Annotated in this window: 18 protein-coding genes; 7 read left to right on the forward strand and 11 right to left on the reverse strand. The window is 72.3% G+C overall.

The features are described from left to right. Nucleotides 1-31 precede the first annotated feature (31 nt). From KG111_RS06665 to KG111_RS06675, 3 genes are all read left to right on the forward strand, one after another. Nucleotides 32-3,028 (forward strand): bifunctional [glutamine synthetase] adenylyltransferase/[glutamine synthetase]-adenylyl-L-tyrosine phosphorylase, encoded by a 2,997-nt coding sequence (locus KG111_RS06665; protein ID WP_205291532.1) that lies wholly within the window; start codon nucleotides 32-34, stop codon nucleotides 3,026-3,028. A gap of 132 nt (nucleotides 3,029-3,160) precedes the next feature. Beyond that, the gene (locus tag KG111_RS06670) at nucleotides 3,161-3,709 is read left to right on the forward strand and encodes a manganese efflux pump MntP (protein ID WP_205291531.1); all 549 of its coding nucleotides are present in this window, start codon (nucleotides 3,161-3,163) and stop codon (nucleotides 3,707-3,709) included. Between the two features lie 142 nt (nucleotides 3,710-3,851). Further along, nucleotides 3,852-5,963: a putative bifunctional diguanylate cyclase/phosphodiesterase gene (locus KG111_RS06675; RefSeq protein WP_205291530.1), complete on the forward strand. Its 2,112-nt coding sequence runs from the start codon at nucleotides 3,852-3,854 to the stop codon at nucleotides 5,961-5,963. Nucleotides 5,964-6,042: 79 nt separating this feature from the next. Here the strand turns inward: KG111_RS06675 and KG111_RS06680 are convergent, their stop codons facing one another. Together KG111_RS06680 and KG111_RS06685 are read right to left on the reverse strand one after the other, a co-directional pair. Continuing rightward, nucleotides 6,043-7,242 (reverse strand): acyl-CoA dehydrogenase family protein, encoded by a 1,200-nt coding sequence (locus KG111_RS06680; protein WP_205291529.1) that lies wholly within the window; start codon nucleotides 7,240-7,242, stop codon nucleotides 6,043-6,045. Between the two features lie 28 nt (nucleotides 7,243-7,270). Beyond that, nucleotides 7,271-8,176 carry an oxygenase MpaB family protein gene (locus KG111_RS06685; protein WP_205291528.1) on the reverse strand — a complete coding sequence of 302 codons (906 nt, stop codon included), beginning with the start codon at nucleotides 8,174-8,176 and terminating at the stop codon, nucleotides 7,271-7,273. A 77-nt stretch (nucleotides 8,177-8,253) separates the two neighbouring features. Between KG111_RS06685 and KG111_RS06690 the strand changes: the two genes are divergently transcribed. Continuing rightward, on the forward strand, nucleotides 8,254-8,862 hold the full coding sequence (locus KG111_RS06690) for a TetR/AcrR family transcriptional regulator (RefSeq protein WP_205291527.1): 609 nt from the start codon (nucleotides 8,254-8,256) through the stop codon (nucleotides 8,860-8,862). 66 nt (nucleotides 8,863-8,928) lie between these two features. On the opposite strand, the gene KG111_RS06695 is transcribed toward KG111_RS06690, so the two are convergent. Continuing rightward, a complete protein-coding gene (locus tag KG111_RS06695) occupies nucleotides 8,929-10,338 on the reverse strand; it encodes a diguanylate cyclase domain-containing protein (protein ID WP_205291526.1) in 1,410 nt (469 codons plus the stop codon). Nucleotides 10,339-10,486: 148 nt separating this feature from the next. Here KG111_RS06695 and KG111_RS06700 point away from each other — a divergent pair, with 148 nt between their 5' ends. Next, on the forward strand, nucleotides 10,487-12,049 hold the full coding sequence (locus KG111_RS06700) for an SDR family NAD(P)-dependent oxidoreductase (RefSeq protein ID WP_249666334.1): 1,563 nt from the start codon (nucleotides 10,487-10,489) through the stop codon (nucleotides 12,047-12,049). Nucleotides 12,050-12,096: 47 nt separating this feature from the next. Here KG111_RS06700 and KG111_RS06705 read toward each other — a convergent pair whose 3' ends face one another. The 6 genes from KG111_RS06705 to scpC form a co-directional block, all read right to left on the reverse strand. After that, nucleotides 12,097-13,311: an NAD(P)-binding domain-containing protein gene (locus KG111_RS06705; RefSeq protein WP_205291525.1), complete on the reverse strand. Its 1,215-nt coding sequence runs from the start codon at nucleotides 13,309-13,311 to the stop codon at nucleotides 12,097-12,099. 8 nt (nucleotides 13,312-13,319) lie between these two features. Beyond that, a complete protein-coding gene (locus KG111_RS06710) occupies nucleotides 13,320-13,877 on the reverse strand; it encodes an OsmC family protein (RefSeq protein WP_205291524.1) in 558 nt (185 codons plus the stop codon). A 111-nt stretch (nucleotides 13,878-13,988) separates the two neighbouring features. Further along, complete coding sequence (locus KG111_RS06715; RefSeq protein ID WP_205291523.1) at nucleotides 13,989-14,501, reverse strand: CoA-binding protein; 513 nt, start codon at nucleotides 14,499-14,501, stop codon at nucleotides 13,989-13,991. Beyond that, nucleotides 14,501-15,793 (reverse strand): O-acetylhomoserine aminocarboxypropyltransferase/cysteine synthase family protein, encoded by a 1,293-nt coding sequence (locus KG111_RS06720; protein ID WP_205291522.1) that lies wholly within the window; start codon nucleotides 15,791-15,793, stop codon nucleotides 14,501-14,503. The genes KG111_RS06715 and KG111_RS06720 overlap by 1 nt, the downstream gene beginning before the upstream one ends. Nucleotides 15,794-15,928: 135 nt before the next feature. Beyond that, complete coding sequence (locus KG111_RS06725; RefSeq protein ID WP_205291521.1) at nucleotides 15,929-16,960, reverse strand: 5'-3' exonuclease; 1,032 nt, start codon at nucleotides 16,958-16,960, stop codon at nucleotides 15,929-15,931. 29 nt (nucleotides 16,961-16,989) lie between these two features. Further along, complete coding sequence (gene scpC / locus KG111_RS06730) at nucleotides 16,990-18,498, reverse strand: succinyl-CoA:acetate CoA-transferase ScpC (protein WP_205291520.1); 1,509 nt, start codon at nucleotides 18,496-18,498, stop codon at nucleotides 16,990-16,992. A 157-nt stretch (nucleotides 18,499-18,655) separates the two neighbouring features. Here scpC and KG111_RS06735 point away from each other — a divergent pair, with 157 nt between their 5' ends. Further along, nucleotides 18,656-19,111, forward strand: coding sequence for a hypothetical protein (locus tag KG111_RS06735; RefSeq protein ID WP_205291519.1), 456 nt, complete (start codon nucleotides 18,656-18,658; stop codon nucleotides 19,109-19,111). 45 nt (nucleotides 19,112-19,156) lie between these two features. On the opposite strand, the gene KG111_RS06740 is transcribed toward KG111_RS06735, so the two are convergent. Both KG111_RS06740 and KG111_RS06745 read right to left on the reverse strand, forming a co-directional pair. Beyond that, on the reverse strand, nucleotides 19,157-20,080 hold the full coding sequence (locus KG111_RS06740; protein ID WP_205291578.1) for a glutathione S-transferase family protein: 924 nt from the start codon (nucleotides 20,078-20,080) through the stop codon (nucleotides 19,157-19,159). Nucleotides 20,081-20,202: 122 nt separating this feature from the next. Then, nucleotides 20,203-20,997 (reverse strand): endonuclease/exonuclease/phosphatase family protein, encoded by a 795-nt coding sequence (locus KG111_RS06745; RefSeq protein WP_205291518.1) that lies wholly within the window; start codon nucleotides 20,995-20,997, stop codon nucleotides 20,203-20,205. Between the two features lie 145 nt (nucleotides 20,998-21,142). On the opposite strand from KG111_RS06745, the gene KG111_RS06750 reads away from it, so the two are divergent. Further along, nucleotides 21,143-21,721 (forward strand): dihydrofolate reductase family protein, encoded by a 579-nt coding sequence (locus KG111_RS06750; RefSeq protein ID WP_205291517.1) that lies wholly within the window; start codon nucleotides 21,143-21,145, stop codon nucleotides 21,719-21,721. Nucleotides 21,722-21,748: the final 27 nt, after the last annotated feature.

Raw genomic sequence — 21,748 nt, forward strand, 5'->3', positions numbered from 1 at the left:
GGCGCCGCGCCCCCTCGGAGGAGGGGGCACGGTGACGCCCGGCGACAGCAGGCAGCGCACGCGCAGCGACCTGCTGCGCCTCGGCATCGCGGACATCGACCGCGCCCTCGCCGAGCTCGACGCGCTCGGCCCGGACGCCGCGGCGCTGCTGCCGATCCTCGGGCACACCGCGGACCCCGACGCCGCGCTCAACGCCCTGGTACGGCTGGGCGAGCGGGTCCCCGACCGCGCCGAGCTGTGCCGGGTGCTGCTCGACGACGAGGGCACCGCGATGCGCCTGCTCGGCGTGCTCGGCGCCAGCACCGCGCTCGCCGAGCACCTGTGTGCGCACCCCGAGCAGTGGCAGGAGCTGCGCGACCCCACCCTTGGCTCGACCCGGCCCGCCGCCTGGGCGATGCGCGCGGGCCTGATGGCCGCCGTCGGCGCGGAGCACACCGACCCGGTCCCGGTCGCGACCGTGCCGCACGCCCAGGCCGTCGACGCGCTGCGGGTGGAGTACCGCCGCCAGCTGCTGCGGCTGGCCGCCCGGGACCTCACCCACCACCTCGGCGTCGACGACGCCGCGGCCGAGCTCGCCGACCTCGCCGCCGGCACCCTGGACGCCGCCCTGGCCGTGGCGCGACAGCGCCTGGGGGAGGAGTCGCTCGGCGTGCGGCTCGCGGTGGTCGCGATGGGCAAGTGCGGTGGGCACGAGCTCAACTACGTCTCCGACGTCGACGTGATCTTCCTGCACGCCCCGCGCGACGCCGACGCCGACGACACCGCCGCGGCCGCGGCGGGCCGGGTCGCGGCCAAGCTGGCCGCGGCGATGATGCAGGTCTGCTCCGCGCACACCGGCGCGGGCACCATCTGGCCGGTCGACGCGGCGCTGCGCCCCGAGGGCAAGGCCGGCCCGCTGAGCCGCACGCTGAGCAGCCACCGGGCCTACTACGAGCGGTGGGCCGAGCCGTGGGAGTTCCAGGCGCTGCTCAAGGCCCGCGCGGTGGCCGGCGACCTGGCCCTGGGCCGCGACTTCGTGGCGATGGTCTCGCCGATGGTGTGGTCGGCGGTGGAGCGCGAGGGGTTCGTCGAGGCCGCCCGTGCGATGCGGCGCCGGGTGCTGGACCACCTGCCGGCCAAGGAGGCCGAGCGGCAGCTCAAGCTCGGCTCCGGCGGGCTGCGCGACGTCGAGTTCGCGGTGCAGCTGCTGCAGCTGGTACACGGCCGCGCGGACGAGTCGATCCGCTCCGCGACCACGCTCAGCGCCCTGGCCCGCCTCACCGAGGGCGGGTACGTCGGCCAGGAGGACGGGGAGGCGTTGCACCGCGCCTACGCGTTCCTGCGCCAGCTCGAGCACCGCATCCAGCTCTACCGCCTGCAGCGCACCCACGTCGTACCCTCCGACGAGGCGTCGCTGCGCCGGCTGGGCCGCAGCCTGGGCTTCCTCAAGGAGTCCCAGAAGCGGCTCGAGGAGACCTGGCAGAGGCATCGGCGCGAGGTCAGCCGGCTGCACCAGAAGATCTTCTACCGGCCGCTGCTGACCGCCGTCGCGCGGATCAGCTCCGACGAGGTCCGGCTCTCCTCCGAGGCGGCCGGCGCCCGGCTCGCCGCGCTCGGGTACGCCGACCCCAGCGCCGCGCTGCGCAACCTGGAGGCGCTCACCGCCGGCGTCAGCCGCGCCGCCTCGATCCAGCGCACCCTGCTGCCGGCGATGCTGCAGTGGTTCGCGGAGTGCCCGGACCCCGATGCCGGGCTCTTCGGCTTCCGCCGGCTCAGCGAGGCGCTCGGGACGTCGCCGTGGTACCTGGCCACTCTGCGCGACGAGGGCGAGGTCGCCGAGCGGCTGGCCCGGCTGCTGGCCACCTCGCGCTACTGCACCGACCTGCTGGAGCGCGAGCCCGCCGGCGTGCGGCTGCTCGCCGGCGACCTGGCGCCCGTCGGGTCGGCGGCGCTGACCGAGGAGATGCTCGCCACCGCACGTCGCCAGGAGGAGGGGGAGCGGGCGGTCCGTGCGCTGCGCGCCGTGCGGCGCCGCGAGCTGCTCCGCATCGCTGCCGGCGACGTGCTCGGGCTGACCAGCGTCGACGAGGTCGGCTTCGCGCTGTCCCGGCTCACCGACGCCACCTTGGAGGCCACCCTCGAGGCCGTCACCCGCACCGTCCTCGCCCAACGCGGCCTGGACGCCGCCCCCACCCGGATCGCGATCGTGGCGATGGGCCGCTACGGCGGCTTCGAGCTGTCCTACGGCAGCGACGCCGACGTGCTGTTCGTCCACGAGCCCGAGCCGGAGGCGGACCCGCAGCAGGCCGCGACGTTCGCCCGCTCCGTCGCCGAGGAGGTACGACGCGCGCTGGCCGCGCCGGGACCGGACCCGTCCCTGGTGGTCGACGCCGACCTGCGCCCGGAGGGCCGACAGGGTCCGCTCGTGCGCACCCTCGACTCCTACGCCGCCTACTACGCGAAGTGGTCGCACGTGTGGGAGGCCCAGGCGCTGCTGCGTGCCGACGCGGTGGTCGGCGACGCCGGGCTGCGCGAGCGGTTCACGACCATGATCGACCCGCTGCGCTACCCGGCGGAGGGGTTGGCCGAGGACGACATCGTGGAGGTCCGCCGGATCAAGGGCCGGGTGGACAAGGAACGGCTGCCCCGCGGTGCCGACCCCAACCTGCACCTGAAGCTGGGCCGCGGTGGGCTCGCCGACATCGAGTGGACGGTGCAGCTGCTCCAGCTGCGCTTCGGCGCCCAGGTGCCGGGGCTGCGCACCACCCAGACCCTCGCGGCGCTGGACGCTGCCGCCGAGGCCGACCTGATCACCGCCGACGACGCGCAGACGCTGACCGCCTCCTGGCGGATGGCGAGCCGGGTGCGCAACGGCATGGTGCTCGCGCGCGGACGCGCCTCCGACCAGTTCCCGCGCTCGATCCTGGAGCGTCGTACCGTCGCCGGGATCATGGGCTACCCACCGGAGGAGTCCGACCGCCTCCTCGACGACTACCTCAAGGTCACCCGCCACGCCCGGGCCGTCGTGGACCGCGTCTTCTGGGAGTGAGACCGGCGACGGCTGAGACACCCTGTGGACGTGCCGAACAGCCACCAGCGCCTGTGAGAGGATGCTGCCGCCGGGCCGCGACCGACCCCCCCAGAGGTCGCGGTCCGGTCTCATGGCTGAGGATGACTGCCCATGACCTCGTTCGAGCTGGTGGTGCTGGCCTTCGCGTTGGCGATGGACGCGGTGGCGGTCTCCCTCGCCGAAGGGCTGCAGCTGCGTCGCCCGCGTTGGCGCGACGCGCTGTTGCTGGCCGGGATGTTCGGTCTCTTCCAGGCCCTGATGCCGGTGCTCGGCTGGGTGCTCGCGTTCTGGTTCGCCGACGCCGTCTCCGCGGTGACTCCCTGGATCGCCTTCACGATGCTGACCCTGATCGGCGCCAAGATGCTCTGGGAGTCCTTCGGTGCGGACGAGGAGGAGGACGTGCCGAGCGTGGTCACGATGCGTTCGGTGCTGCCGCTGGCGATCGCCACCTCCATCGACGCCGCCGCCGTCGGCGTGACGTTCGGCGTGCTCGAGGTCGACGTGGCGCCGGCCGTGCTGCTGATCGGTGTCGTGACCTTCGTGCTCTCCCTCGGTGCCGTGTTCCTCGGCAGCCGGGTGGGGGAGCGGTTGGGTCGCGGGGCCACCGTCGTGGGCGGGCTGATCCTGATCGGTATCGGCGTGCGGGTCCTGCTCGGCTGAGCCGGGACCGGCCCGCGTTCTCGGGACCATCGCAGCCAAGTCGGGAGGAGGTCCCGGGCTGAGACGTTCTCCTGCCAGGCTCATGGTCTGGTGGCCATAATGTGCGCGGGGGTGGGGATCCCGCAGACACGACGGAGGAGCGATGGACACCCGAGTGCAGGGGACGGCTCCTCACGACGTCGGTGTGCGCGGCTACGACCAGGTGCGCATGGTCGTCGACGCCGTGCCCGGAGCGATCCTGGTCACGGACGCCTCGGGCCGGATCGTGCTGGCCAACCCCGAGGCCGAGCGCTCCTTCGGCTACACGCACGACGAGCTCCTCTCACTGACGGTGGAGAACCTGCTCCCCGAGCGGTTCCGCCTCGGTCACGCCGACCTGCGGGCCGCCTTCGCCCTGGCGCCGTCGCGCCGGCAGATGGGAACCGGCCGTGAGCTCTACGCCCGCCGCAAGGACGGCAGCGAGCTGCCGGTGGAGATCGGGCTGAACCCGATCGTCATCGACGGCGAGCAGCACGTGATCGCCTCGGTCATCGACATCACCGAGCGGCTGCGGGCCCAACGCCTGGCCGAGGATGCGCGCGGTGACGGCATCCGCCGCTCGGTCCTCGACACCATCCCGGTCAGCACGCTGGTCACCGACGAGCGCGGCCGGATCCTCAACGCCAACCCGGCCGCGCAGGTCCTGCTCGGCTACGAGCGCGACGAGCTGGTGGGGATGTCGCTCAACGACATCGACGGCGTCGGCCGCGACATCTACGACGACGGGTCGCTGCTGGCCAGCGGCGCCGAGGTCGAGGACTACGAGTGGGTCTACCGGCACCGCTCCGGCGAGCTCGTCCCGGTGCAGCAGGCGATCGTCCGGTTGGATCCCGCCGCGACCGGCGGCGAGGCGTTCCTCGTGGTCTCCTACGACATCACCCACCGGATCGAGACCCGCGAGCACGTCGAGCACCTCGCCTCCCACGACGCGCTCACGAACCTGCCCAACCGTTCGCTGCTGCTGCGCCACCTCGAGACGCTCCTGACGGACCTGCCGGACGACGGCAGGGAGCTGGTGCTCATCCTCTTCGACCTCGACCACTTCAAGCGGATCAACGACTCGCTCGGGCATCACGTCGGCGACGAGCTGCTCGTCGCGGTGGCCGACCGGTTGCGTGCGTGGACCCGCCGCGACGACTTCGTCGCCCGCCTCGGCGGCGACGAGTTCGTCATGGTCTTCCGGAGCGTGCGGCTCGGCGAGGAGCTCGACGCGCGGCTGCGCGAGCTCATGGCCGACCTGCTCGCGCCCGTGGTGGTCGACGGCTACGAGCTCGCCGTGACCGGCAGCGTCGGTGGCGCACGGTGCCCCCGCGACGGCGTGGACGCCGGTGAGCTGCTCAAGCACGCCGACATCGCGATGTACCGCGCCAAGGCCTCGGGCCGCAACGAGCTGCAGTGGTTCGAGCCGCACATGATGGAGGAGAACCGCGACCGGCTGGCCCTCTCCGCCGCGTTGCGCCAGGCGCTGGACCGCCCCGACCTCGGCGAGCTCTCGGTGGCCTACCAGCCGCAGCTGGACCTGCGCACCGGAGAGATGGTCGGCGTCGAGGCGTTGGCGCGCTGGCGCAGCACCACGATGGGCCAGGTCCCGCCCGACACCTTCGTCGCCGTCGCAGAGGACGGCGGCATGATCTCCCGCCTCGGCGGCTGGGTGCTGCGCACGGCGTGCGCGGACCTGGCCCTCATGCAGGACCGGCTGGACCGCAAGCTGCGCCTGGCGGTCAACGTCTCACCTCGCCAGATGCGGGGGACGGCCTGGCTGGAGGAGATTGCGGAGGCGCTGGAGCACAGCGGCATCGCTCCCGAGCAGCTCGAGGTGGAGATCACGGAGGGCATGCTCATCGAGGACCACGTCGACACGGTGGCGATGCTGACCGCGCTGCGGCGCCTCGGCGTCACGATCGTGGTCGACGACTTCGGCCGCGGCTACAGCAGCCTCGCCTACCTGACCCGGTTCCCGATCGACAAGATCAAGATCGACCGGTCCTTCGTCCAGGCGATCACCGCCGTCGAGGAGTCAGCCGCGATCGTCGACGCGATCATCGTGATGGCCCACGCCCTGGGGATGAGCGTCGTCGCGGAGGGTGTGGAGACCGAGGTCCAGGAGCGCTACCTGCGCAAGCGGGGGTGCGACGAGGTGCAGGGCTACCGCTACAGCCCCGGCGTCCCGCTGCGCGCGGTCGTCGAGGTGGCCAAGCGGCTCGACCAGGCCTGAGCGACCCGGCCGCGGCCCCGGACCTGAGCCACCGGACCTGAGCCACCGGACCTGAGCCACCGGCCAGGAGCGCGGGGCCTCAGTAGCTCTTCGGCAGCCCGAGCATCTGGGTGCCGATGTGGGCGAGCACCAGCTCCTCGGCGACCGGGATGTTCTTGGCGATACGGGCGTCGCGGAAGATGCGTTCGATCGGGTACTCCTTGGAGTACGCCATGCCGCCGAAGGTCTGGAAGGCCTGGTTCGCCGCCTCCCAGCCGACCTGCGCGCCGGTGAGCTTCGCGACGTTGGCCTCGTTGCCGCACGGCCGGCCCTGGTCGAAGAGCCACGCGGCCTTGTAGGTCATCAGCCTTCCCAGCTCGGCCTTCGCCTTGAGCTGGGCCAGCGGGAACTGCAGCGCCTGGTTGGCGCCGATCGGACGGCCGAAGACCACCCGTTCCTTGGCGTAGTCCGCGGCGATGCGCAGCGCGGCGTCGGCGGTGCCGACACCGCCGGCGGCGGCCAGGACGCGCTCCGGGTTCAACACGTCCCACAGCACCGCGAAGCCGGCGTCGACCTCGCCGAGGACGTTGCCGGCGGGCACCCTGACGTCGTCGAGGAACACCTGGCTGGAGTGCAGGATGTTGCTGCCCATCTTCGGGATCGGCGTGTAGGAGAGGGTGCCCGCGGCGAGCGCCTCCTTCACGTCGATCAGGAACAGGGTGAACCCCGCCGTCCGGGGAAGGCCGCGCTCCTTGGTCTCGTCCGCGGCGATGGTGCGGGTGACCGCGACCATCCAGTCCGCGTTCTCCACGTTGGAGATCCAGACCTTCTGGCCCTTGACCAAGAAGTCGCCCGGTCGCTCCGGGTCCGGGCGCGCCGCGGTCTTGATCTCGATGGCGTTGCTGCCGGCGTCGGGCTCGGTCAGCGCGAGACAGAACTGCAGCCGGCCCTCGGCCAGGCCGGGCAGGATCCGCTGCTTCTGCTCCTCGGTGCCGTGCCGGGTCAGCGTCATCGCACCGAACCCGGGGGTGGTGACGTAGAAGAAGGTGCCCGCCACACCGCCGGAGGCGCACAGGGTCATGTTCGCCACGGCCAGCTCGAGCAGGCCCTGACCGCCGCCGCCGTACTCCTCGGGGATGCACAGGCCGAACCAGCCGCCGCTGCCGAGGTCGTCGAAGACCTCCTGCGGGAAGCGGTGCTCCTCCTCGCAGCGCGACCAGTAGGCATGGTCGTACTTGGCGGCGACGGCGCCGACACCCTCGGCGACGGCGAGGGCGGAGTCGGGAAGGTCGAAGTCCATGGAGGCTCCAGGTTGGTCGAGGATCGGCTCAGAGCAGCGGCCGGCCGAGCCGGCGGCGGATCCGCAGGTCGGTCAGCCACAGGTTGAACGGGAAGATGCGCAGGGCGCGCGGGCAGCGCCGCTCGACGGCGCCGAGGGCCCGCAGCAACCGCTCGAAGCGGGCCTGCTGGCGCGCGCTCCACGGCAGGTCGAGGGCCTCGCGGAACAGCGGGGGCAGGAACCCGGTGGTCACGAACACCACGAAGGGGGCCGCGAGGCGGAGAGGGCGCGGGAAGTTCTGCAGCGTGGTCAGCGTGATCAGGAAGGCGGCGACGTCGGGGTCGATGGCGACCTCGGCCAGCGACTGCTCCCAGTAGCGGGCGAAGGCGTCCCGGTCGGCGGGCCATGCCTCGGCAGGCATCTGCAGCGTCGTGCCGAAGCGGGCACAGTGCGCGTAGAGGGCGTCGGCCTCGGCCTCGGGGAGCGGCCCGTGCATCTTCTCGATGATGTCGACGGTGCCGTAGTACAGGCAGGCAGCCACCCAGGTCTGCAGCCGCGGGTCCATCGCGCGGTACTCCACCGGCTCGCCCTCGCGGGAGTAGACCTGCGCGTGCTGGCCGTTGACCGCCTTGCGGAACGCGGTGTGTTCGGCCTCGGTCCCCAGCATCGCCACCGCGAGGTAGGTGAACGTGGTCCGGGCGCGCTTGAACGGCCGCTTCATCGCGGAGCCGTCGTGCACCCGGCTGTTCATCACTCCGTGACCGACCCCGGGCCACGCCAGCTGCATGATGACGTTCGCCGGGCCGGCGAGGTTGGCGCCGAGGCCGGAGAGGTGAGGACGGATGTCGAAGCCGGCGGGCACCGGCACGTCGCGCCGCCCACGCACCGACGGCGAGGTCGGCGGCGGCGATGCCGGGAGGACCGCGGTGCTGCTCGGCTCCACCTGACTGGTCACGGGGATCTCCTCTCGGGCGGGCTCGGCGCCGGCGCCCACCCTACTATTGGCACAGCGCCAATAGTAGGGTCGTGGACATGGGACCTGCGGCCGCCGAGCACCCCGTACGTCGACGTCTCGACCCCGACGTACGCCGTGAGCAGCTGCTGGTGGCCGCGGAGAGGCTCTTCGCCGAGCGGCCCTACTCGGCGGTGTCCGCCACCGAGATCGCCCGCGCCGCGGGCGTCGCTCGCGGGCTGCTCAACCACTACTTCGGCGACAAGCGCGGCCTCTACCTGGAGGTGGTGCGCCGGGCCGCGCTGCTGCCCGAGATCGCCGACACCCCGCTGCCGAGCGGCCCGCTGGACACCCGGGTCGACGTGGCGGTGCACTGGTTCCTGGAGTCGATCACCCCGCAGCGCGCCAGCTACCTGACCGTGCGTGCCGCGGAGGGTGTCGGCGAGGACGCGGAGGTCCGCGCCATCCTCGACGAGGCGCACGACCTGGCGGCGCGGCGTGTGCTGGAGATGGTCGGCGGTGGCGTCGACGACCCTGCGCAGCGGGCGGCGGTGCGGGCCTACGGCGAGCTCGCCCGCGGTGCGCTGCGGGAGTTCTCGCGCGAGGGCGCGCTCAGCAGGGAGCAGGCTCACCTGCTGCTGCGCGAGGCGCTGCTGGCGATCGTGCAGCAGGTCCTGCCCCGCCTCTGAGCGGGCACACCGGGGTCGGGCACCGGGGTCGTGCACCCCTGCACCCCTGTGCCCTGTGCCCTGTGCTCAGAGATCGCTGAGCCAGTGCGCGGGGGTCATTCCGCGATCGCCGTGCTTGACCTCGTACATCGCCCGGTCCGCGTTGTGCAGCAACGAGCGGACGGTGCACTCGCCGTCGGAGATGGCAAGACCGACGCTCGCGGTGATCCGGTCGAACGGCGCGTCGGCCGCGTCGCCGTACGGCGCGGCGACCGCGTCGCGCACCCGATCGGCGAACACGCGCAGCGCCTCCTCGTCGGGCGCGTCGAGGTGGACCAGGACGAACTCGTCGCCCCCGATGCGGGCGACCGTGTCCCGCGGGCCCGCGACCCGACGCAGCCGTCGGGCGATCTCGACGAGCAACAGGTCCCCCTCCCCGTGACCCCAGCCGTCGTTGACCTTCTTGAAGCCGTTGAGGTCGATGAACACCACCCCGACCGCGGTGCCCTCGCGTCGGCACCGGTCCAGTGCGGTCTGCAGGCGCTCGGTGAGCAGGGCCCGGTTGGCCAGCCCGGTCAACGGGTCGTGCTGGGCCAGGTGGCGCAACCGGGTGATCAGCACGGTCCGGGAGTCGCGCATCAGCGCCAGGGTCAGCACGATCACGGTCAGGCTGCCGACCATCGCCTGCGCCAGGAGCGCCCGCGTGCGCGGCGGGAACCCCTCGAAGACGCCCTGGTCGTCGAGCCCGGCCGTCACGATCGCCACGCCGGCCACCAGCACGAAGACCGACCCGCTGGTCGTGGAGTACCGCAGGGCGACCCACATCGCGGGCAGCGGGGCCAGGAAGGCCAGCGGCAGGCCGTTGTTGAACCACAGCACCGCAGCGAACACGGCCGTGACGAGCACCGCGCTGGCCACGGCCTCCGCCAGTCGAGCAGGGGAGGGCAGCCGTGGCGGCCAGCTCGTCTCCCGCAGCCGCAGCCCGACCGCGACCACCGCCAGCGCGGTGACCGCGTTGCGCACCGCGTAGTGCAGCGCGCTCATGTGCAACCGGTCGTCACCGGCCCAGGCGAAGTACATGGCGGCCAGTGCGGAGGAGACCACGCTGGCGACACCCACCGCGAGCACGAGCCGGGCGAGGTCGACCGGCTCACGCAGGCACGCCTCCCGTGACTCACCCCCTCGGCGGGTGAGCAGCCACACCGACACGCCCGTGAAGGTCAGGCCGACCGGCGTGAACCAGATCGCCGACACGCCGTCGACCGCCCAGGAGGTCAGGGCGGTGACCAGGGTCAGCGCGGCCCAGTGCGCCGCACCGGCGCGCCCGCCGAGGCGCTGCGCGTGCAGACCCCACAGGACCGAGACCGCCGCGGCGGGCCAGATCAGCGAGATCTGGGTCGCGTCGTCGACCTTCGTGGCACGGCCGGAGAGCACGCACACCACATACACCGCCGCGTAGGCGAGCGCGCTCCACAGAGCCTTCCCCGGGCGTCCCACCACGCCACGCTCCCCATCCGTCGAAGTGCCTGCGGTCCCAACTACCGCGTCACCCCAACGACGCGACACGCCTCAAGTGACGCGGTGACCGGCGGTGACGCGTGCCGGGGATGGAGGTCGGCGACGCGGGGCCACGTACCATGCGCCGGTGAGCAGCACCACCGCCGAGGACACGCCCGTGACGGGTGAGATCGACCAGACCGACCGGCCGGGCCGGCCTGAGGGGATCGACCCCGCCGAGCTGGCGACCACCCTGAAGGTCCTCGCCGAGCTGCAGCACCTGCCCTCGGACCACGACGACGTACGCACGGTGAAGCGGGCGGCGTCGTACATGTACAAGGCGATCAAGAAGTCGCGCCGCGCGGAGATCCGCGAGCAGCGCCAGCGCCACGACCAGGACATCATCGAGCGCACCGCGACGGGCTCGGCGATGCGCATCGACGACGAGACCGCGGGGATCCCGCTGGTCTCCACCGCGCAGGGCGCGTTCGCCGGCGAGCTGATCACCGCCCGCGGCTGCTACATCTGCAAGACCGACTTCACCCTGGTGGACGCCTTCTACCACTGGCTGTGCCCCTCGTGCGCGGCGATGAGCCACGCCAAGCGCGACCAGCGCACGGACCTGCGCGGCAAGCGGGCGCTGCTCACCGGCGGCCGGGCCAAGATCGGCATGTACATCGCGCTGCGGCTGCTGCGCGACGGGGCGCACACCACGATCACGACCCGGTTCCCCAAGGACGCCGTACGCCGCTTCGCCGCGCAGGAGGACTCCGCGGACTGGCTGCACCGGCTCAAGGTGGTCGGCATCGACCTGCGCGACCCCACCCAGGTGATCGCGCTGACCGACGACGTCGCCGCGGCCGGCCCCCTCGACATCATCATCAACAACGCCTGCCAGACCGTACGACGCCTGCCCGGCGCCTACTCCCACCTCATCGAGGGCGAGTCGGCGCCGCTGCTGGGCCTCCCGGACGGTCGCGAGCTGCCGGAGATGGTGACCTTCGACCGGATCTCCGAGGCGCACCCTGCGGCGATCGCGGGGGCGCTGTCGGCGGCCCCGGTGGCGCACCACGACGGCGAGTCGACGGACGTGGCGCTCGCGGCGCACGACGCCGCGTCGCTGGCCGCGCTGGCGCTCAAGGCGGGCGGCGCCTCGCTCGAGGCGCACCTGGCGGGCACCGCGATCGACGCCGGCGGCCTCATCCCCGACGTGCAGGAGAACAACTCCTGGACCCAGGTGCTCGACGAGGTCGACCCGCTGGAGCTGCTGGAGGTGCAGTTCTGCAACTCGATCGCACCGTTCCTGATCAACTCGCGGCTGCGCCCGGCCATGCGCGCGGCGGTGCAGGGCGGCGCCCGGCGCGCCTACGTCGTGAACGTCTCCGCGATGGAGGGGCAGTTCTCGCGGCGCTACAAGGGCCCGGGGCACCCGCACACCAACATGGCCAAGGCGGCGCTGAACATGATGACCCGCACCAGCGCGGGCGAGATGTTCGAGACCGACCGGATCCTGATGACCGCGGTCGACACCGGTTGGATCACCGACGAGCGGCCGCACCACGAGAAGCTGCGGATCGCCGCCGAGGGCTGGCACGCCCCGCTGGACCTGGTCGACGGCGCGGCCCGGGTCTACGACCCGATCGTGCGCGGCGAGGCCGGCGAGGACCTGTACGGCTGCTTCCTGAAGGACTACGCGCCCTCACCCTGGTGAGGCGCCCGGATGCCCGGACCGGTGCAGGAACCGGCCCGGGCGTCCGCTCAGGCGTCGACGGTCGTCGACAGGTGGCCGACCAGGTGGTCGGCCAGGTCCGCGGTGTCGGCCGCGGCGCCGTCGATGAAGGTGGAGCGGCGCCGGCGCAGCACCGGCAGGCCGACGACGTACAGGCCGGGCCAGTCGACGACCCCGCCCTCGTGGCGGATGCCGCCCTTGTGGTCCAGCACGGGCAGCTCGAGCCAGGAGAAGTCGGGCTTGATGCCGGTGGCCCACACCACCGAGCGGATGCCGGCCTTGTGCAGGTCGAGCATCAGCGGCGCCTTCGGCACCACGGTCGGCTCGGGGCGCTCGCCCTTCTCGCCGCCCGCGAACTCGTCGATGCTGTTGAGCAGCCGGTTGAGCTTCAGGTCGGCCAGCGAGATCACGTTGGGCAGCGAGCCGGAGAACTGCGCGACGCCGTCGCGGATGCCGCCGAGCTTGCCGACCAGGTTCACGCCGGCGGCCTGGAGCGCGTTGAGGTCGAGCGTGCGGTCACCGCCGACGAGCTGGAAGGAGGACAGGTTGCGGGCGCGGACGACGTCGTCGACCTCGTCCCAGCGGTCGTCCAGGATCCCGCTGGCGTCGAGCCAGTAGAGGATGTCCTTGCCGCGGTAGCGTCGCGGCACCCGCACGTGCTCGCCGGTGGACAGCGTGACCGGGCGGCCGGAGCGGTGGATCTCGTCGGCCAGCTGGATGCCGCTCGCGGCGGCGCCCACGACGAGCACCCCGCCCTCGGGCAGCTGGGCCGGCGACTTGTAGTCCAGGGAGGTGACCGAGGCGATGCCGGCCGGAACGGCCTCGGCGACCTTCGGCAGGGGAGCAGTGGTGATCCCCGCGGCCAGGACGACGGCGCGGGCGCGCCACGGACCCTGGTCGGTCTCCACCACGAACCCGTCGTCGGCAGGGCGGACCGCGGTGACGGTGGTGCTGGTCTGCACGGGCGCACCGGCGCTGTAGTCATCGAGCAGGGTGACGACCTCGCCGGCGGATAGGTAGCCGTCGGGGTCCCCGGTGTGGGTGTGGCCCGGGAGCCGGGTCATCCAGTTCGGGGTCAGCAGGCGCAGCGAGTCCCAGCGCTGGGTGCGCCAGGAGTGCGCCACCTGGCCGCGCTCGAGGACGACGTGGTCGATCGAGCGTTCGGCCAGGCGGCGACTCATCGCCAGGCCGCTGTGCCCGGCGCCGACCACGACGACGGTGGTCGATCGCGAGGACAGCGTCATGGTTTCCTTCAGGAGACGTTGACGGTCACGGCCGTCGGGTTGGTGAGGATGTCGAAGACGGCCGAGCGCTTCTGCGACTGCGCGACGAGGGCCTGGAGGTCCTCGGGGGAGGCGTCGGCGTCGATCTCGTAGTTGACGCGGACCTCGTTGAAGCCGTTGCGGACCTCCGGGTCGGCGCCGAGGATGCCGCGGATGTCGTGGTCGCCCTCGATGGTCGCCTTGACCGAGCGGAGCTGGATGCCGCGCTGCTGCGCGATCGAGGCGACGCCGGCGGTCAGGCAGCCGCCGAGGGCGACGAGCACGGTCTCCACCGGGGTGGCGCCGTTGTCCTCGGCCGCGAACTGCAGCGGGTGGTCGCCCTCGAACGTGAACTTGCGGGTGTGCGACTGCTCCGCACCCAGGCCGTAGAAGTTCTCGACCTCCGCGACGCTGTGCGTGCCGTTCTTCCAGGTGTTGGTGGCACGCCAGGTGAACTGGGCGAGGTCGGGGTTCTCGGTGATGGCGCCGCGGGCGCCGAGCAGCGCCTCGACGTTGACGCCGTTGCTGGCGGTGGAGGTTTCGCTCATGGTGGTGCTCCTGGAGTCAGAGGGAGTGTGCGTGAGGAGAGTAATACGAGTGATCCAGTAGAGATTTGCGGTCCCGGATGCTGGACGCCAGTGCCGCTCCCTGCGGGTGGCTCAGCGGAACTGCTTGCGCGCCGAGATCTGCCCGGTGTCGAAGCCGGCGATGTGCAGCCCGCCGTGGAAGCGGGCGTGCTCGATCTTGATGCAGCGGTCCATCACCACGGTCAGTCCACGGGCCCGGGCGTCGGCGGCCGCCTCCTCGTTGACGATGCCGAGCTGGATCCACAGCGCCGGAGCGCCGATCGCGACCGTCTCGTCGACGACCCCGGGGATGTCGTCGGCCTTGCGGAAGACGTCGACGACGTCGGGCACCTCGGGCAGGTCGGCCAGCGAGGCGTGCACGGGCTGGCCCAGCACCTCCTGGCCGGCGGCCACCGGGTTGACGAAGTGCAGCCGGTAGTCGGCGTCCTGCAGCAGGTACGTCGCCACGAAGTAGCTGGCCCGCGACGGCTTGGGGGAGAAGCCGACGATCGCGACCGACTTCGCCGCACGCAGGATCGCCAGCCGCTCGCGCGCGCTCGGCTCGTGGTCCAGCCGGGGCATGGTCACGCTGCTCGGGGCGGCCATCACTCCTCCTTCAGGGCGGCGGTGAGGGCCTGGTCGAGGTCGAAGAGGATGTCGTCGACGTCCTCGATGCCCACGCTGATCCGGACCAGGCCCGGCTCGACGCCGGCGGCGGCGAGCTTCTCCTCGCTGAGCTGGGAGTGCGTGGTGGAGGCCGGGTGGATCACCAGCGTCTTGGCGTCGCCGATGTTGGCCAGGTGGCTGGCCAGGTCGAGGGACTCGATGAAACGCTGGCCGACGGCGCGACCGCCCTTGATCACGAAGCTGAACACGCTGCCGGCGCCCGCCGGCAGGTACTTGCGGGCCCGGTCGTGGTGACGGTGGTCGGGCAGCCCGGCCCAGTTCACCTTCTCGATGCGCGGGTCGGCGTCCAGCCACTGCGCGACCGTGCGCGCGTTGGCGACGTGCTGGTCCATCCGCAGCGGCAGCGTCTCCACGCCCTGGGCCAGCTGCCAGGCCGACTGCGCCGGCAGCGCCGGGCCGATGTTGCGCAGCTGCTCGGAGCGCAGTCGGGTGAGGAAGGCGTACTCGCCGAAGTTCCCCCACCAGGTGAGGCCGTTGTAGTGCGGCATCGGCTCGGTGAACAGCGGGAACCGCGGCTGCGACCAGTCGAAGCGGCCCGACTCCACGACGACCCCGCCGAGCGTGGTGCCGTGCCCGCCGAGGAACTTGGTGGCGGAGTGGATGACGATGTCGGCGCCCCACTCGAAGGGCCGGTTGAGGTACGGCGTGGGGATGGTCGAGTCGATCACCAGCGGGATCCCGGCGGCGTGCGCCACCTCGGCCAGGCCCTCGATGTCGGCGATGTCGCCGGAGGGGTTGGCGATCGTCTCGGCGAAGATCAGCTTGGTGCGGTCGGTGATCGCGGCGGCGTACGCCGCGGGGTCGGTGTCGGTGACGAAGGTGGTCTCGACCCCGAACCGGCGCAGCGTCAGGTCGAGCTGGGTCAGCGAGCCGCCGTAGAGCTGGGCGGAGGCGACGATGTGGTCCCCGGCCCCGGCGAGCGCGGTGAAGGTGATGAACTCCGCGCTCAGTCCCGACGCGGTGGCGACCGCGCCGAGCCCGCCCTCCAGGCTGGCCACCCGCTCCTCGAACGCCGCCACGGTCGGGTTGGCGAGGCGGGAGTAGATGTTGCCGTACTTCTGCAGCATGAACCGGGCCGCGGCATCGGAGGTGTCGTCGAAGACGAACGACGCCGACTGGTAGATCGGCAGCGCCCGGGCGCCGCTGACGGCGTCCGGGATGTTGCCGGCATGGATCGCCCGGGTCCGGAACCCGTAGCTGTGGTCCGTCATCGAGAGCCTTCCTGCAATGCCGACAACCTCACTGCGAAACCATGACATACCCGCGGAACGCTCGGCGCCGACGTCTGCGTGGTGGTCGTCCGCGGCGGGGGAGATGACGGCGGGCGGGAGGGTGGAACAGGCGCGCTAGCGCCTGGCGGAGGCCGGGTCGCCGGTCAGCACGCGCAGGGCCAGCGCGGTGGTGGCCTCCATGTTCAGGTGCCCCACGACCCGCTCCACCCGGGAGATGTCGAGGGGCAGGAGCCCGGGCGTGCCCGGGATGTCCGGGGTCAGCCCCAGGTCGAGGTCGCGGCGCCCGGACATCAGCTGCAGGTTGAACTCGAAGCGCTCCCGGGCTCCCGGCGCACTCAGCCGGCGCAGCACGCCGGCGCTGATCCGCCGGGTGCCGTGCTCGGCGCTCCAGGAGTCCAGGGCGGCGGCCAGGGTGCGGCCCTCGTCGTGCTCGAGGTCGGCCCACACCGCCTGCATGGAGCCCATCGCCGAGAGCAGCACCGCCGCGGTCTTCTCGCCGATGCCGCTGACGCCGGGCAGGTTGTCACTGGCGTCGCCGCGCAGGGCGGCGTACTCCAGGTAGTGCTCGGCGGCGACGCCGTACATCAGCCGCAGGCGCTGGGGGTTGAGCAGTGGCGAGGCGTTGATGCCGCCGTCGATCAGGCGCAGCACCTGGGTGTGCTCGCTGATGTGGGCGAACGCGTCGCGGTCGGAGGTGATGAGCACGCACGCCCAGTCCTGCTCCTCGGCCCAGGCTGCGGCGGAGGCATTGACGTCGTCGGCCTCCAGGCCGGGCGGGGTCAGCGTGGCCAGGCCGAGGGCGTCGAGCAGGGCGCCGGCACGCTCGAGCTGGTCGACCAGGTCAGGGTCCTTGTCGGCGCGGTGCGCCTTGTAGGCCGGGTAGAGGTCGCGGCGCACCGAGGCCTGCCGGTCGTCGAGGCCGAAGATCACCGCGTCGGGGGCGAAGGTGTCGATCGACTCGATGATCTGGCGCAGCATGCCGTGCAGCGCCCAGGCGGGCCGGCCGCTGCGGTCGGTGAGCCGGGTGTGGGCGCGGGCGTGGTGGTTGCGGTGCAGCAGCGAGGGCGCGTCGACGGCGAGCAGCAGCCGGCGCGGCCGGTCCGAGCCCGGCTCGCGCCGTGCCGGGTGCTGGACGGTCGCCTCCACGCGCCCGAGGCTAGCCGGGCGCTGAGGGGTCACATGCTGCCGGTGTCCAGGTAGCGCTGGTGCCAGCTCAGTGCCTCGTTCAGCAGGTGCGGCGTGTGGCGTGCGGTGGGCCGGGCGTTCCAGGCGCGGTCGAAGTAGTCCTGCAGCGCGTCACGGAACCGCGGGTGCGCGCAGTGCTCGATGATCCGCGGCGCGCGGTCCTGCGGCGAGGAGCCGCGCAGGTCGGCCAGGCCGTGCTCGGTGACGATCACCTGAACGTCGTGCTCGGTGTGGTCGACGTGGCTGACCATCGGAACGATCGTGGAGATCGCGCCGTTCTTGGCGGTCGAGGGCGTGACGAAGAAGTTCAGGAAGGCGTTGCGGGTGAAGTCGCCGCTGCCGCCGATGCCGTTCATGATCGAGCTGCCCATGACGTGGGTGGAGTTCACGTTGCCGTAGATGTCGGCCTCGATCAGCCCGTTCATCGCGATCACGCCGAGGCGGCGCACCAGCTCGGGATGGTTGGAGATCTCCTCGCTGCGCAGCAGGATCCGGCCCTTGTAGGTGTCGATGTTCGCCATGAACCGGCGCACGCCCGCGTCGGAGAGCCCGAACGAGGTCGCGGAGGCGGCGGTCAGCGTGCCCGAGTCGATCAGGTCGAGCATGCCGTCCTGGATGACCTCGGTGAAGGCGACCAGGTCGTTGAACTCGCTCTCGTCGAGCCCGGCGAGCACGGCGTTCGCGACGTTGCCGACGCCGGACTGCAGCGGCAGCAGGCCCGGGGGCACCCGGCCGGCGGCGACCTCGTGACGCAGGAAGTCCACCACGTGCTCGGCGATGGCCGCCGAGGTCTCGTCCGGCGGCGTGAACGGCGAGTTGCGGTCGGGCAGGTTCGTCTCGACGACGGCGACCACCTTGGCGGGGTCGACGCGCAGGTAGGGCTCGCCGATGCGCTGCATCGGGTCGGTCAGCTCGATCGGGCGACGGTTCGGCGGCAGGGCGGTGCCGTAGTAGATGTCGTGGAAGCCCTCGAGCTCACGCGGCTGCCAGTGGTTGACCTCGAGGATCACCCGGTCCGCCTGGTCCAGCCAGGTCTTGTTGTTGCCCACCGAGCTGCTCGGCACCAGCAGGCCGCCCGGCAGCACCGCGGTGACCTCGACGACCGCGACGTCGAGGTTGCCGTAGAAGCCGAACCACATGTGCTGCGCCGAGTGGCTCAGGTGGGCGTCGATGTAGTCCACCTCGCCGGAGTTGATCAGCTTGCGCATGGTCGGGTCGGAGTTGTACGGCAGCCGGCTGGACACCCCGCGCGCCTCCGCCAGCACGCCGTCGGCGTCCGGAGCCGTCGAGGCGCCCGTCCACAGGCCGATGCGGAAGTCCTCCCCGCGAGCGTGCGCGGCCTGCATCCGGTCGTGCAGCGCTGCGGGCAGCGCCTTGGGGTAGCCGGCACCGGTGAAGCCGCTGATGCCGACGTTGTCGCCGTGCGCGATCAGGGTCGCCGCGTGCTCGGCCGAGGTGACCCTCGTGCTCAGGACGGGGCAGGTGATCCGGGACGCCATGTCTTCATTGTGCGCACGCTCACGCCGCGGGGGCGAACCGCGGTCGGCGACGAGGCCGCGCCGGTGTGATCGTGGTGACACTTCCTAAATCTGCCCTGAGGTGTCCGTGACGTGTCACCGGCGCTGTCCAGCACTCCCACGGCGGTATGATTCGAACATGCGTTCGGGGCGGAGGGTGGCCGAGGGGCAGGAGTGCCTGCCGTTCGAGCTGCCGGAGACCGTCGCCCGCCACGTCGGACAGGAGGGCGCCGCTCCGACGCCCTCCGCCGCCCCGAGGTCGTCCACCCCGTCGGCGGGGACGACCGGTCGCGGCGCACGCCCGGCGGGGTCGGGGGACACCCGGATCCGGTTGCGCAACGACGCGCTCGCCTCGAGGGGCTGGCCGGCCGGGACCGAGCTGCTCGTCAGTGCCGGACGACGTCCGCGCCGCGGCGAGGTCGCCCTGGTCCGCGAGGGCGGCCGGCTGAAGATCGGGGTGCTGGAGGTGCAGTTCGGGCGCAGCACCCTGCGCACCGACCACGGCGCGTCGCTGCTGGGCACCTCCGCCCGGTTCGTCGGGGTGGTGACCGTCGCCGGCGCGCCGCTCGAGGGCATGCCCCCGGTCCCGGTCTGAGCCGGGTACCGCAGCGCCCGGGCGCCGGGGCGCTGGGTGGCGGCGTCAGAGGGAGTCGCGCCCGTGGGGCGTCGTCCACACCGACGTGTCCGGGCCCTTGGGGATGATCCCGGTCGGGTTGATGTCCTCGTGGACCACGTAGTAGTGCGCCTTGATCTGTTCGAAGTCGATGGTCTCGCCGAACCCGGGCGTCTGGTACAGGTCGCGGGCATAGCCCCACAGCGCCGGCATCTCGGTGATCTTGTTGCGGTTGCACTTGAAGTGGCCGTGGTAGACGGCGTCGAAGCGGACCAGGGTGGTGAACAGCCGGACATCGGCCTCGGTGATCGACTCGCCCATCAGGTAGCGCCGGTGCGTCAGCCGCTCCTCCAGCCAGTCCATCGCCGTCCAGAGCCGGTCGTAGGCGTCGTCGTACGCCTTCTGTGAGCCCGCGAAGCCGCAGCGGTAGACGCCGTTGTTGACCTCGGTGAAGATCCGGCGCATCACCTCCTCCATCTCCTCGCGGCACTCCGCCGGCCACAGGTCGGGGGCGTCCGCGCGGTGGTGCTCGCGCCACTCGAAGAAGAAGTCGTGGGTGATCCACGGGAAGTCGTTGGTGACGACCGCCTTGGACTCGACGTCGACCATCGCCGGCACCGTGATGCCGCGCGGGTAGTCGGGGTAGCGGGCGAAGTACGCCTGCTGCAGCCGCTCGTAGCCCAGCACCGGGTCCACGCCGCCGGGATCGAGGTCGAAGGTCCACGACCGCACGTCGTGGGTGGGGCCGGCCAGGCCCATCGAGATGACGTCCTGGAGGCCGAGCAGGTTGCGCACGATGATGGCCCGGTTCGCCCACGGGCAGGCGGCCGCCGCGACCAACCGGTAGCGGCCCGGCTCGACCGGCCACGTCGGCACGTCCAGCTCCGCGCCCGCGAAGGTGTCGCGACTGCGGCCCGGCTCGGCGGTGATCCGGTCCGGGATGTAGTTCATGTCGCGGTCGAAGGCCTTGCCCGCTTCGGTGTACGTCGGCACCGGATCCTCCTCGAGATCGTCTCGTCGTCGAGCCTAGGTGCCCGCCGGTCGTGGGCCCGGGTGGGATCGGCCGGGCCGGCTCACACCCGTAGCGACAGGATCCGGTGGTCGGAGACCACGGGGGAGTCGAGCACCTGGAAGTCACGGACCGCGCCCGGCTCGGAGACCAGCAGGTAGTTCGCGTGCCGCACCGGCTTGGGGTAGTCGGCCGTGCGGGTGTCGGCGGTGCCGACCAGGTCCACCAGGCCGACCTCGCGCAGGACCGGGAACGTGCTGCTGTCCGGCAGCAGGTTGAGGTCGCCGGCCACCACGACCAGGTCCCCGTCCCGGCGGGTGTCCTCGACGAACGCGGCCAGCCGCTCGGCCTGGGCGCGCCGCGCCGGGGTGTCGCCCTTGCCGGCGGGGTCACGCAGGCCGTGCAGCTGCACGACGCACACCGTGCGCCCGGTCGCCGGGTCGCGCACCCGCAGCGCCAGCGCCGCGCGCGGCCGGTCGCCGGTCGGCCACTCCTCGTGCACCGTGTAGTCGCCGTGCACGAACCGCTCCGCGCTCTGCGCGACCGGGGTGCGAGGGCCGGCGAAGGTGGCGATGCCGAACTGCTCGAGGTGCACGGCGCCGGCCCCGTCGGTGACCGGGCCGGCGTCGTAGGCCAGGAACCGCCCGTCGTACGACGGCAGCAGCGCGGCCACGTCGTCGAACAGGTCCGCACGCTGGGGAAGCGAACGCTCGCCGTCGGTGAAGGAGGTCCAACTGGACATGCCGGAAGCCCGGGTGACCTCCTGCAGGCAGATCACGTCGGCGTCGCAGACGGTGAGCCAGGCGGCCAGGGCGTCGTACCGGGCGCCGCCCCAGGCGTTCACCGAGACGATGTGCATCGCGTCCCCTTCCGTCGAGCAGGGGCGCCATTGTGCCGAGCGGCGACCCGGCGCTGGGTGCCGGAAGGGCTGCCGCGATGAGACGGAGCCGCGACGATGGTCGGAACACGTGGCTGGTCCGTGTCCGCACCCGAGGAGATCCGTGATGAGACCGCTTCGCTACTCGATCAACCTGACCCTCGACGGCTGCTGCCACCACGAGGCAGGGCTGGCGCCGGACGAGGAGTCGATGCGCTACTGGACCGCCCAGCTGGCCCGCGCCGACGCGCTGCTCCTGGGGCGGGTGACCTACCAGATGATGGAGGCGGCCTGGCGCCGGCCGGCCACCGGCCGATGGCCGGCGTGGATGGGGGAGCGCGAGGTCGAGTTCGCCGAGGTCATCGGCGGCGCGCGCAAGCATGTCGTGTCGCGCACCCTGGCCGAGGCGGACTGGAACGCCGAGCTGGTGCACGACGACCTGGGAAGCGCGGTGCGTCGACTCAAGCAGGAGCCCGGAGCCGGCCTGTGGGTCGGCGGCGTGACGCTCCCCTCCGCGCTGGCGGACCTGGGGCTCATCGACGAGTACGAGTTCCTGGTGCACCCCGTGCTCGCCGGTCGCGGGCCGACGCTGCTCGCCGGACTGCGTGAGCGGATCCGGCTGGAGCTCCTCGATCGTCGGGAGCTCGGCTCCGGGGCGCTCGCGCTGCGCTACCGGCCCGTCGACGGCGCCGCCGAGCCCGCCTGACGAAGCGGGCCCCCGCGATGGGTGGAT

The organism is Nocardioides faecalis (genome assembly GCF_018388425.1).
GTDB lineage: Bacteria > Actinomycetota > Actinomycetes > Propionibacteriales > Nocardioidaceae > Nocardioides > Nocardioides faecalis.

Coding starts and splice junctions, on each gene's coding strand:
- KG111_RS06670 (WP_205291531.1), top strand. CDS start 3,161: ATGACCTCGTTCGAGCTGGTGGTGCTGGCCTTCGCGTTGGCGATGGAC.
- KG111_RS06675 (WP_205291530.1), top strand. CDS start 3,852: ATGGACACCCGAGTGCAGGGGACGGCTCCTCACGACGTCGGTGTGCGC.
- KG111_RS06680 (WP_205291529.1), bottom strand. CDS start 7,242: ATGGACTTCGACCTTCCCGACTCCGCCCTCGCCGTCGCCGAGGGTGTC.
- KG111_RS06690 (WP_205291527.1), top strand. CDS start 8,254: ATGGGACCTGCGGCCGCCGAGCACCCCGTACGTCGACGTCTCGACCCC.
- KG111_RS06705 (WP_205291525.1), bottom strand. CDS start 13,311: ATGACGCTGTCCTCGCGATCGACCACCGTCGTCGTGGTCGGCGCCGGG.
- KG111_RS06710 (WP_205291524.1), bottom strand. CDS start 13,877: ATGAGCGAAACCTCCACCGCCAGCAACGGCGTCAACGTCGAGGCGCTG.
- KG111_RS06715 (WP_205291523.1), bottom strand. CDS start 14,501: ATGGCCGCCCCGAGCAGCGTGACCATGCCCCGGCTGGACCACGAGCCG.
- KG111_RS06720 (WP_205291522.1), bottom strand. CDS start 15,793: ATGACGGACCACAGCTACGGGTTCCGGACCCGGGCGATCCATGCCGGC.
- scpC (WP_205291520.1), bottom strand. CDS start 18,498: ATGGCGTCCCGGATCACCTGCCCCGTCCTGAGCACGAGGGTCACCTCG.
- KG111_RS06735 (WP_205291519.1), top strand. CDS start 18,656: ATGCGTTCGGGGCGGAGGGTGGCCGAGGGGCAGGAGTGCCTGCCGTTC.
- KG111_RS06740 (WP_205291578.1), bottom strand. CDS start 20,080: ATGAACTACATCCCGGACCGGATCACCGCCGAGCCGGGCCGCAGTCGC.
- KG111_RS06745 (WP_205291518.1), bottom strand. CDS start 20,997: ATGCACATCGTCTCGGTGAACGCCTGGGGCGGCGCCCGGTACGACGCC.
- KG111_RS06750 (WP_205291517.1), top strand. CDS start 21,143: ATGAGACCGCTTCGCTACTCGATCAACCTGACCCTCGACGGCTGCTGC.